Raw genomic sequence first — 11,573 nt, 5'->3', positions numbered from 1 at the left:
CCATGTTCGATATCTTCATCAAACGACCGGTCCTGGCGACCGTCATCAGCCTGCTCATTCTGCTGCTCGGCCTGCAGTCGATCGTGTCGTTGCAGATCCGGCAATATCCGGAGCTGTTCAACACGACCATCTCGGTCACCACGACCTTCCCAGGCGCCGATGGCGATCTGATGCAGGGCTTCATCACCGACCCCATTCAGAAGGCGGTGGCGACCGCCGACGGCATCGATTACCTGGTCTCGCGCTCCTATGCCGGTACCAGTGTGGTGACCGTCAATGTGCGGCTCAACGAGGATCCCGATGCGGCCATGACGGCCGTCACCGCCAAGGTCAACCAGACCCGCTCTCTGCTGCCGCGCGGCATCAACGATCCGGTGATCGTGAAGTCGACCGGCGATCAGTTCGCGGCGATGTATCTCGCTTTCTCCAGCGAGACGATGAGCCCGGGCCAGATCACCGACTATGTCAGCCGCGTGATCCAGCCGAAGCTTTCAACCGTGCCCGGTGTGGCCGATCCGGAACTGTTCGGCGGACAGAAATTCGCGATGCGCATCTGGCTCGATCCGAAGCGCATGGCGCAATACAATGTTTCAGCCGGCGAAGTGCAGGTGGCAATTGAGGCCAACAACTATTTGGCTGCGGCGGGCAGCGCCAAGGGTTATTTCGACGTCATCGGCACAACCGCGCGCACCGATCTCAGGAGCGAGCAGGAATTCCGCGACCTGGTCATCCGCAACAGGGGCGCGCAGCTGATCCGCATGTCGGACATTGCCAATGTCGAGTTAGGCCCCGAAAGCTCCGACTCGTCGGTCTATGTGAACGGCGACAAGGCGGTGTTCATCGGCATCAAGACCACCCCGGATGCCAATCCGCTGACCGTGATCGACGATGTCCGCGCCATGATCCCGACGCTTGATGCCAATCTGCCGGCAGGCATGAAGATGCAGATCGCCTATGATTCGACCATCTTCATTCGCGCCTCGATCGAGGAAGTGCTGAAGACGATTGGCGAAGCGGCGCTCATCGTCATGGTCGTCATTTTCCTGTTCATGGGCTCGATGCGCTCTGTGCTCATCCCGCTGGTGACGATGCCGCTCTCGCTGATCGGCGTTTGCCTCTTTCTGCTGATCCTCGGATTTTCGATCAACCTCCTCACCTTGCTGGCCATGGTCCTGGCCATCGGCCTGGTGGTCGACGACGCCATCGTCGTGGTCGAGAACGTGCATCGACATATCGAGGAAGGATTGTCACCGTTCCAGGCCGCTCTGGTCGGCACGCGAGAGATTGCCGGCCCGGTCATCTCGATGACGATTACGCTGGCCGCCGTCTATGCGCCGATCTCCTTCATGACCGGCCTCACCGGTGCCTTGTTCAAGGAATTCGCCTTGACCCTGGCCGGCGCCGTGATCGTGTCCGGTGTGATCGCGCTTACCTTGTCACCGATGATGTGCTCGAAGCTGCTGAAGCACGACCCGGACAAGCGGGGTCTGGCACACCGCATCGATGTCGTGTTCGACAGCGTGCGCAGCTTCTATCTGCGCCTGCTGGGTGCCTCGCTGCGCGACCGCGCCGCGACCGTCGTCTTCGCCTTCATCGTCTGCGGCGCGCTATACATGTTCCTCCAGGTCATCCAGAAGGAGCTGGCGCCGACCGAGGACCAGGGTGCGGGTTTCATCATCTATGCCGGGCCGACCAGCGCCAACCTCGATTACATGGACCGCTTCGGCGACGCCATGAAGAACGGCGTCCAGAGCATTCCGGAAATCGACGGCTTCTTCACCATCAACGGTACGGACGGCACCAATTCCGGTTTCGGCGTCTCCGTTCTGAAGACCTGGGATGAGCGCGAGCGCGGCCAGGCCGAGGTCCTGCAGGAACTCACCGGCAGTCTCAGTCAGATTTCCGGCCTCAACACCGCCGTCATCGCCGTGCCGTCCTTGCCGGGCGCCGATGGCGTGCCGATCCAGTTCGTGATCAACACGACGGCGGACTACCGCACGCTTGCCGATGTCGTCGACCGATACATGGTCCGGCTCAAGGAGCGCCTGGGCGAGAGCAACATGATGATGTTCTATTCGGACATCGATCTCAAATTCGAGAAGCCGCAGACCATTGTCGAAGTCGACCGTGACAAGGCGGCGGCCTACGGCGTCACCATGCTGGGAATCGCCCAGACACTGGCCACCATGACCGGCGGCAACTATGTCAACCTCATGAACCTTTACAACAAGAGCTACAAGGTCATTCCGCAGGTCGCCCGTGTCGACCGGCTTGATCCGCAGAAGCTTGGCGAATTCTATGTGCGGACGGCGAGCGGCAGCAGTGTGCCGTTGGGCAGCCTCGTGACGCTGCACGAGGAGGTCCAGCCGATCTCTCTCAACCAGTTCAACCAGCAGAACGCCGCGGTGATTTCCGCGGTGATCGGCGCGCCGATGGGTGCGTCACTGGCCTTGATGGACGAAGTCGCGGCGGAAGTCCTGCCGGAAGGCTTCACCGTCGACTATGCCGGCCAGTCGCGCCAGTTCATCCAGGAAGGCAGCGCCTTTTATGTGACGCTCGCCTTCGCCATCGCCATCATCTACCTGGTGCTGGCGGCGCAGTTCGAAAGCCTGCGCGACCCGATCGTCATCATGATCAGCGTGCCGCTCTCGATCTGCGGGGCGCTCATACCGCTCGGCCTCGGCTACTCGACCATGAACATCTACAGCCAGGTCGGGCTTGTCACGCTGGTGGGACTCATCACCAAGCACGGCATTCTCATCTGCGAGGTGGCGAAGGAACAGCAGGAGAAGTATGGCAAGAGCAAGCTGGAAGCCGTGGAGATCGCCTGCGGCATGCGCCTCCGGCCAGTGCTGATGACGACGGCGGCGATGGTTGCCGGTCTTATCCCGCTGATGTTCGCGAGCGGTGCGGGCGCTGCCAGCCGCATGTCGATTGCGATCGTCATCGTCGCCGGGATGAGCATCGGCACGCTTTTCACCTTGTTCGTGCTGCCGGTCTTCTACACCTTCCTGGCGTCGGATCATCGCAAGGCGAAGCCTGGCGAGATTGCGTCCGAGCAACCTTCCCTGGGTGGTCAGGTTCATCCGGCGACGATCGAGGGTTAACGCCCAGCACCAGCCGGGGCCAACTCTTGCCCCGGCTGGTTTGCGTTCTATATTATGGGTCGAACCCCGAGGTGACCGGGCAAGGACCTGCGAATTGCGCAAGCTGTTCCTGACACTCATATCCCTGTGCTTTCTGGCCGGATTGGCCGTGGCCGGTCTTGCGCCACTCCCCATGCCGCATGCGCATGCGGTCATGGTGGCGGATCAGGGCAATCACTGTGATCATCCGGCGCCGCAGAAACCGGCTGGCCACGTGAAGATGGATTGCTGTGCTGCCGGCTATTGCCCGATGCTGTCGCAAGGTACGCTGCCAACCGACTCCGAACCCGTGCAGGTCCGGGGCGGGCACGTTCTCCATCCCGAAAAAGCGACCGTTTGGTCCGGATTGGCAAGCGCTCCGTCTCTGCGACCACCACGATCGTTTTCCTGATGCGACCCAGTGACGCGCATGGGGGTACTCCCTTCTGCCGCGTTCCTTCTTCTTTCGCAGAATGGAAATGAACCATGTTTCAGCAGATCTCACGTCGTCGGCTCATGTCCGGCAGCGTTTCACTCGCCACATTTGCAGCAATGCCCCGTCTTGCCTTGGCCGCGGCACCGCTCAAGCTTGCGATTACCCGACGCACGCTGGAGGTGAACGGCAAGGCGGCCAGTGTCTTTGGCATTGTGCAACCCGATGGTGTCTCCGGCCTGGTGCTCGATCCGGGTCAACGATTTCAGGTTGATCTCACCAACGATGCCGGCGAAGCAACGATCATCCATTGGCACGGCATGACGCCGCCTTACCTGCAGGACGGTGTCGCCGACAAGATGCGACCGTTGCTGGCAGCCGGCGCCACCGCCAGCTACGATTTCATCCCGCGCCCCGGCACGCACTGGATGCATTCGCACCATGGCCTGCAGGAGCAAAGCCTGATGGCGGCTCCCCTGATCGTGCACAGCGCTGAAGATCTGACGGCCGACATCCAGGAGGTCGTCGTCCTGCTGCACGATTTCGCCTTCCGCGATCCGGCTGAGATCCTGGCCGACCTTACTGGCGGAACCATGTCGCATAGTGGTCACGACATGGGCGGTGCCGACATGTCAGGTCACGATATGTCGGGCCACGATATGTCGAGCATGGATATGCCTGATATGGCGATGGACCAGATGCCGATGGACCTCAATGACGTCGAGTACGACGCCTATCTCGCCAATGACCGGACCCTTGCTGATCCGCAGGTGGTGCGGACCGAACGCGGCGCCCGTGTTCGCCTGCGCTTGATCAACGGCGCCACGACGACGGCCTTTCACATCGATCTTGGCGCCTTGATCGGTACCGTGGTCGCCGTCGATGGCAACCCGATCCGCCCGGTGAGCGGCCAGCGCTTTCCGATAAGCATGGGACAGCGCCTCGACATCCTGCTCGATCTGCCCAAGGAAGGCGGCGCCTTCCCCATCCTCGCCCATCGGGAAGGGGCCAGGCAGCGCACCGGAATCATTCTGGCAAGCCCGGGTAGCAGCATCGCGAAGATCCCGGATCTGGCCGAGGCAGAAAGCGCGCCGCTCGACCTCCAGTTCGAAGCAAAGCTCGTTGCCCTGGCGCCCCTTGTCCCGAAATCCCCCGACAAGGTCATTCAAGTGGCGCTGAACGGCACGATGTCACCCTATGTCTGGTCGATCGACGATCCGGCCACGGGCCGGCAAGCGCCGCTCGATGTGGCTCAGGGCCAGCGCATCATCGTCGAGATGGTGAACAGAAGCCACATGGCACATCCGATGCATCTTCATGGCCATCATTTCCAGGTCGTGGGATTGCAGGACCGCGTGGTGCCGGGTGCCATGCGGGACACCGTGCTGGTGCCGATGGGCGGCAAGGTCAAGGTCGCCTTCGACGCCGACAATGATGGCCGCTGGCCCTTCCATTGCCATAACCTGCTCCACATGGCGACCGGCATGATGACAGAGGTTGCCTATAGCTGAAGGCGAGCGGCGTTCCTGCTTCGGATCCTCTTTCCTTTGCGGGAATCGCCGCGCTCCTGCGGGGGCGCACCCTCTGTTTTAACCATATGATTTTGCTCAGTCTTCTCTGCGCCCCATAAGTCACCGATGAGAAAAACTCGCCTCTTCGGAGAGAAAGGGTAGTTTGTCTACTAAGTCAGTAGAGATTTATCCTCTCACCAGACGAACAGCAGTGGTGGGGGCGAAAAGGCGCCCGCCGCACTTTCTTTGGCAAATCCGGGCAGGAGGTCAGCATGAGCAACCGCGTCGCCGCCGATCGCATCAGAATCGAGCCGCTTAGCCCCGTCATTGGTGGATTGGTCGACGGCGTTGATCTTGCCCGTCCGCTCGATGCGGCGAGCCGCGCGCGGCTTGGCGACGCGCTGATCGAACACAAGGTGCTGTTCTTCGAAGACCAGATCATCACGCCGCAGCAGCAGCGCAATTTCGCGGCAAGCTTTGGCAAGCTCCACATTCACCCGATCTATCCGCAGGTCGAAGACGTGCCGGAGATTCTCATCCTCGACACTCATGTCGATAATCTGCCCGATAACGACACCTGGCATACGGACGTAACCTTCATCGAGACGCCGCCACTGGGTGCCGTGCTCTATGCCAGGCAATTGCCACCGGGCGGCGGCGACACGCTGTGGGTCAACAATGAGGCAGCCTTTGCGGCCCTCTCGCCAACCTATCGCGCTTTCCTGGAGCGGCTCACAGCGACCCATGATTTCGAGAAATCATTCCCTCGCGAGCGCTATGCGACGACGCCGTCGGCGGAGAAGAAATGGCTGGCAGCGCGGGCCAGAAACAAGCCAGTGAAACACCCGGTTATCCGCACCCATCCGGTCAGCGGCACCAAGGGTCTGTTCGTCAACGAGGGATTCACGGCGCGCATCAACGAATTGTCGGCGGCGGAAAGCCGCGCGGTCCTTGATCTGCTGTTCGCGCACATCGCCAAGCCTGATTTCCAGATCCGCTATCGCTGGAAGCCGAATGCTGTCGCCATGTGGGACAACCGGGCAACGCAGCATTACGCGGTGGCCGATTACTTGCCCCACCGGCGTGTGATGCACCGCGCGACCATCCTCGGCGATCGTCCTTTCTGATCTTCTTTCCCTTATCGGACTGAATGCCATGGCGGCTGTCGGTGATCAGCGCGGGCGTCGCATTGCCATCAGCGGGGCCGGCTTCAGCGGTTCGTTGCTGGCGCTTCATCTCTTGCGGCGCTGCTGGCCGGATGACCGCATCTATCTCATCGAGCGGAACCGGAATTTCGGTCGCGGCCTAGCCTACGCTACCGGCAATCCCAACCATCTGCTCAATGTCCGTGCTGGCAATATGAGCGCCTTCCCGGACGAGCCCGATCATTTCGTGCACTGGCTGCAGGCCCTGACCCCGGCGGAAAAAGCGGAGATCGCCGGTGAGCCAAACGCGTCGACCTTTGTCCCGCGCCGTGTATTCGGTAACTACATCCAGCAATTGCTGGGCGACAAGATCTGGCGGGAAGGGCAGGGGCACAATCTCTTCCTGGTGACGGACGAAGCCGTGGCCCTGCACCGCGGGCCGCGCGGCCTCACCGTCGAACTGGCCGTGGGCAGGCGCTACGATGTTGACCACGCTGTCCTCGCCGTAGGCAATTTTCCGCCGGCGCCCTCGACGGAGGGCTATTTCGGCGATCCCTGGAATCCTGCCTGCCTTGACGACCTGCCCGCAGAGGCGCCCGTTCTTCTCCTCGGCACGGGCCTCACTTTCATCGACACAGTCCTCTCGCTGCTTGATCGCGGCCATCGGGGCAGGATCTATGGCTTGTCCCGCCGCGGTCAGTTGCCCCGGGTTCATGCTGCCGTGCCGGCGCCCTGGCACTATGATCTACCACCCAAGGGCCAGAATCTGCTCAAGCTTCTGCGCCAGGTGCGTGCCGCCTGTGCGGCTGCCGAGCGTGCAGGCGTTGGTTGGCGCGCGGCGATCGACGGCCTGCGCCCGCATACCCAGCGCCTGTGGCAGGAGATGCCGCACCCTGAGCGCGCACGCTTCCTGCGCCATGTGCGGCCCTGGTGGGACGTGCACCGCCATCGTTGCGCACCGCAGGTGGCTGAGCGAATAGAGGCGGCCCTCGCGCGTGGGCAGTTGGAGATCATCAAGGGACGGATCGCCACCACGACACGCTGCGACGGTATCACCGAGGTCGAGATCAACCTGCGCGGCGATAGTGGCAGACGGTCGCTTACCATCGATCGTGTCATCGATTGTTCGGGTCCGCGGTCGGACGCAACCCGGATCGATCAGCCGCTGGTCCAGCAATTGCTGGCCAGTGGCCAGGTGCACCCGGACCCGTTTGGTCTCGGTATCGATGTCACAGTCGACGGTGCGGTGATCGATCATTTTGGCTGTGCCGCGCGCGACATCCATGCCATCGGCCCGATCACCAAGGGTGCCTTCTGGGAGATCATCGCGGTCCCTGATTTGCGTCTGGCTTGTGCCAATCTCGCTTGGAAACTGCTTTCAGACTAATCGTCGTATCCTGGCCCACCAATGATGTTCAGCAAACGAAAACGGGGCCCTTTCGGACCCCGTTTTTTGTCGGCCAGGCCGGTTCCAGATCAGTTGGTCGGCTGATAGATCTGGTCGAAGGTCCCGCCGTCGCCGAAATGCTCGGGCTGCGCCTTGCTCCAGCCACCGAAGACCTCATCGATCGTGATCAGGTTGACCTTGGGGAAATCCTTCTCATGGGCCGCCGCCACTTTGGGGTCGGTCGGTCGATAGTAGTGCTTGGCGGCCAGCTCCTGGCCTTCCGGCGAGTAGAGATAGTTGAGATAGGCCTCGGCCACCTTGCGGGTGCCGTGCTTGTCGACATTCTTGTCGACGATGGTGACCGGCGGTTCAGCGAGGATGCTGACGGTCGGCACCACGATGTCGAATTGATCGGGGCCAAGTTCCTTGATGGCGAGGAACGCCTCGTTCTCCCAGGCCAGCAGCACGTCGCCGATGCCGCGTTGAACGAAAGTCGTCGTCGAACCGCGGGCGCCGCTGTCCAGCACCGGCACATGGGCATAGAGATTCTTCACGAAGGCCTGTGCCGTTTCAGGGCTGCCGCCTGGTTGCTTCAATGCCCAGGCCCAGGCAGCGAGATAGTTCCAGCGCGCGCCGCCCGAGGTCTTCGGGTTGGGCGTGATCACTTCGACGCCTTCCTTCACCAGATCGCCCCAATCGTTGAGGCCCTTGGGGTTGCCCTTGCGCACCAGGAACACGATGGTCGAGGTATAGGGTGAGGAATTGTGGGGCAGGCGGGCCTGCCAATCCTTGGGCAACAGATCGGCCTTGGCGCTGATCTCGTCGATGTCGTAGGCCAGCGCCAGGGTCACCACATCGGCTTCCAGCCCGTCGATCACCGAGCGGGCCTGCTTGCCGGAGCCACCATGGGAGGCCTCGATGCTGATCTCCTCGCCGGTTTCTTTCTTCCAATGCTCGGCGAAGGCGGTATTGAATTCCTTGTAGAGCTCACGTGTCGGGTCATAGGACACGTTGAGGAGCGTCGTTTCGGCATGGGCGAGGTGCGGCAGGGCGCTGCCGGCCAAAGCTGCGAGCACGACGGCAAGAGATAGAGAACGTCTTGAAATCAACATGTTAGCCTCCTGTGGGCGCTTTGAATCGGACGTTTCGCGTCGCCGCCTGCCACCTTCCTTTCATCATAGAAGGGCCGCGGCTTGGGAGTAAGATTAAATCTCTACTGATGTGGTAGACAAACGAGGCTAACTCCGAAGCGCCGCGAGTTTTTCTTATCTCGGCCAAATTTCACCGCCAGTATTGGATAGCGGTGCAATCTGCATCGTTGTGTTAAACACCTCATATCGTTGGGTCATTTTCAGCGGGCGTTCCCAGCAGCCCCAGGTCGAGTGATTGCAATCGTCCATGTTTTCCTTTCGCGCCATAGCAACTGTCGGCGGCATGACCCTGCTCAGCCGGATTCTGGGTTTCGTCCGCGAAGTCATGATCGCCGGCATCCTGGGCGCCGGTCCCATTGCCGAAGCCTTCATCGTTGCCATGCGCCTCCCCAATCTCTTGCGGCAGATGTTCGCCGAAGGCGCGTTCAGCGCTGCCTTCGTGCCAGTCTTCACCCGGCATGTGGCCGAGGGCGGTGTTGTCCAGGCGCGCGCCTTTGCCGAGCAGGTGCTCTCGGTGCTGTTGGTTGTGCTGTTGCTGACGACAATCGGGGCCGAACTTGCCATGCCCTGGCTGATCCATCTTTTCGCTCCCGGCTTCGACGCCATTCCGGAAAAGTTCGGGGCGACCGTGCTCTTCACCAGCATCACCTTTCCCTACATCGTCTTCATGTCACTCTGCGCTCTGCAAGGCGGCATGCTGAACGGGGTGCAGAAGTTCGCTGAGAACGCCGTCACCCCGGTCATCCTCAACGCCATCCTCATTGCCAGCATGTGGTTCATCCGCGGTGACGATTTTTTTGTCGGCAAGGCCTTGTCCTGGTCGGTGACGCTGGCCGGCCTGGTCCAGTTTCTGTGGCTGGCTTTCGCGTGCCACCGCGCTGGCCTCAGGCTTCGGCTGCCCTGGCCCCGCTTCACGCCGGAGGTGCGGCGTCTCTGCGTCTTGATGGTGCCGGGACTGATCGGCTCCAGCGTCAATCAGATCAATCTTGCCGTCTCCACGATTCTGGCATCGCTCCATCCGGGTTCGGTCTCCTACATCTATTACGCCGACCGTCTCTACCAATTGCCCCTCGCCTTGATCGGATCCGCCATCGGCGTCGTCCTGCTGCCGGCCCTGACGCGATCGCTGCGCAGCGACGAGCCGGCTGTGGCGTTGCGCATGCAGAACCGCGCCCTTGAACTGGGCCTGCTCCTGTCGCTGCCGGCAACCGTCGGCCTGATGGTCGCTGCCTTGCCGATCGTGACGACTGTCTATCAACGCGGCGCGTTCGGCCACGACGACGCCAAATCCGTGGCGCTTGCCTTGATCATCATGTCGGCCGGGCTTCCGGCCTATGTCGCCAACAAGGCGCTGACGGCGGCGTTCCTGGCACGCGAAGACACGACGACGCCGTTCAAGCAGGCGGCGATCAGTGTTGCCATCAACATCTCCATCAGCGCCCTGCTGACGCCGACCTACGGTTTCATCGGGGTGGCGATCGGCGCCATGGCATCGGCCTGGATCAACGCGATCCTGCTCGCAGCCATTCTGCTGCGGCGGGGCTTCCTCACCTTTGACGACCGTTTGCGGCGGATCATGCCGCGCCTCTTCCTGTGCTGTGCCGGCCTTGGCCTCGCGACCTGGGGCGCCAGCAGCTGGGTCTGGCCGGGGTCGTTCGCCAGCACATTTCAACAGGCGATCGCCCTCTGCGTCATCATTGCGGCCGGCGGGGTCGCCTTTGGCATACTCGTCCTGCTGCTCCGCGTCAGCAGCTTTGCCGAGCTGCGCGACTTACGCCGCAGGCGCTAACAGACCCTTCCTGCACCCAGCAGCGAAAGCGGATTGGCAGAGCGCCCACGGCGTGACTAGTCTCTAGGCGCGCTTCAACCCTGCCGGACCGATCCATGTTCACGCCCACGCCACGACAGAACGACATTCTTGGCATGGCCCGCCTCAACGGCCGGGTCAATGTCGAGGAACTGGCCGCCAAGTTCGATGTGACCCCGCAGACCATCCGCAAGGATCTCAACGATCTCTGCGGCCAGCGCCTGCTGACGCGCACTCATGGCGGCGCCATCCTGGCCTCCGGCGTCGAAAACGTCGCCTATGAAGCAAGGCGCCATCTGGCCGATGACGAGAAGCGGCGGATCGGCGAACATGCGGCGACGCTCATCTCCAACGGATCGTCGCTGTTCATCAATATCGGGACGACCACGGAAGAAGTGGCCCGGGCGTTGCGCGCCCATGAGGGGCTGCTGGTGATCACCAACAACATCCATGTGGCCGGCATCCTGCTGCCCTCGCAGCGCATCGACGTCATCGTGGCTGGCGGCATGCTGCGCCGCGCCGATGGTGGCATCGTCGGCGAGCAGGCGGTCGATTTCATGTCGCAGTTCAAGGTCGACTATGCCGTCATCGGCGTCTCGGCCATCGACGATGACGGATCGCTGCTCGACTTCGATTACCGCGAGGTGCGCGTGGCGCAGGCGATCATCGCCAACGCCCGCAACGTCATCCTGGTCGCCGATTCGATGAAGTTCACCCGCACGGCGCCGGTGCGGATCGGGCATCTCTCCGAGATCAATATCTTCGTCACCGACCGCGCGCCGCCGGAGACGATCGGCGAGATCTGCCGCCACAGCGGCACGACAATCGCGGTGGCACCAGGCGGCCCGCCGCCGGAAGAATCTGAGGCCGGGTAACAGGTTAGATTTCTTTCGCATCTGCGAAATCCGCAAGTACCCTTGTTCGAATTGTGCGTTTGATCGGCGATTTAGGGCGCAAGCGAACCGCATTCGCCTGAAAATTTTCCCTTGTCTTTCGTTTTGTTTCGTTTCACGA

At 61.8% G+C, this 11,573-nt stretch carries 8 protein-coding genes; 7 read left to right on the top strand and 1 reads right to left on the bottom strand.

Annotated elements, in window-relative coordinates; translation table 11 throughout:
* Nucleotides 1–2 precede the first annotated feature (2 nt).
* The 5 genes from IPK59_08630 to IPK59_08610 all read left to right on the top strand — a co-directional run bounded on the left by IPK59_08630 (nt 3) and on the right by IPK59_08610 (nt 7,601).
* Complete coding sequence (locus tag IPK59_08630) at nt 3–3,107, top strand: efflux RND transporter permease subunit (GenBank protein ID MBK8158808.1); 3,105 nt, start codon at nt 3–5, stop codon at nt 3,105–3,107.
* 94 nt (nt 3,108–3,201) lie between these two features.
* Nucleotides 3,202–3,537 (top strand): hypothetical protein, encoded by a 336-nt coding sequence (locus tag IPK59_08625; protein ID MBK8158807.1) that lies wholly within the window; start codon nt 3,202–3,204, stop codon nt 3,535–3,537.
* Between the two features lie 74 nt (nt 3,538–3,611).
* Complete coding sequence (locus tag IPK59_08620; GenBank protein ID MBK8158806.1) at nt 3,612–5,069, top strand: multicopper oxidase family protein; 1,458 nt, start codon at nt 3,612–3,614, stop codon at nt 5,067–5,069.
* 272 nt (nt 5,070–5,341) lie between these two features.
* On the top strand, nt 5,342–6,196 hold the full coding sequence (tauD, locus tag IPK59_08615; protein ID MBK8158805.1) for a taurine dioxygenase: 855 nt from the start codon (nt 5,342–5,344) through the stop codon (nt 6,194–6,196).
* Between the two features lie 28 nt (nt 6,197–6,224).
* Nucleotides 6,225–7,601: an FAD/NAD(P)-binding protein gene (locus IPK59_08610; protein ID MBK8158804.1), complete on the top strand. Its 1,377-nt coding sequence runs from the start codon at nt 6,225–6,227 to the stop codon at nt 7,599–7,601.
* Between the two features lie 89 nt (nt 7,602–7,690).
* On the opposite strand, the gene IPK59_08605 is transcribed toward IPK59_08610, so the two are convergent.
* Nucleotides 7,691–8,713, bottom strand: coding sequence for a sulfate ABC transporter substrate-binding protein (locus IPK59_08605; protein MBK8158803.1), 1,023 nt, complete (start codon nt 8,711–8,713; stop codon nt 7,691–7,693).
* 286 nt (nt 8,714–8,999) lie between these two features.
* Here IPK59_08605 and murJ point away from each other — a divergent pair, with 286 nt between their 5' ends.
* Complete coding sequence (murJ, locus tag IPK59_08600; GenBank protein ID MBK8158802.1) at nt 9,000–10,541, top strand: murein biosynthesis integral membrane protein MurJ; 1,542 nt, start codon at nt 9,000–9,002, stop codon at nt 10,539–10,541.
* Between the two features lie 95 nt (nt 10,542–10,636).
* Nucleotides 10,637–11,434 (top strand): DeoR/GlpR transcriptional regulator, encoded by a 798-nt coding sequence (locus IPK59_08595; GenBank protein ID MBK8158801.1) that lies wholly within the window; start codon nt 10,637–10,639, stop codon nt 11,432–11,434.
* The last annotated feature ends 139 nt before the right edge of the window (nt 11,435–11,573 follow it).

It is taken from the genome of Rhodospirillaceae bacterium, assembly GCA_016712715.1.
Classification (GTDB): domain Bacteria; phylum Pseudomonadota; class Alphaproteobacteria; order Dongiales; family Dongiaceae; genus Dongia.
This window is presented reverse-complemented; position numbering and strand designations above follow the sequence as displayed.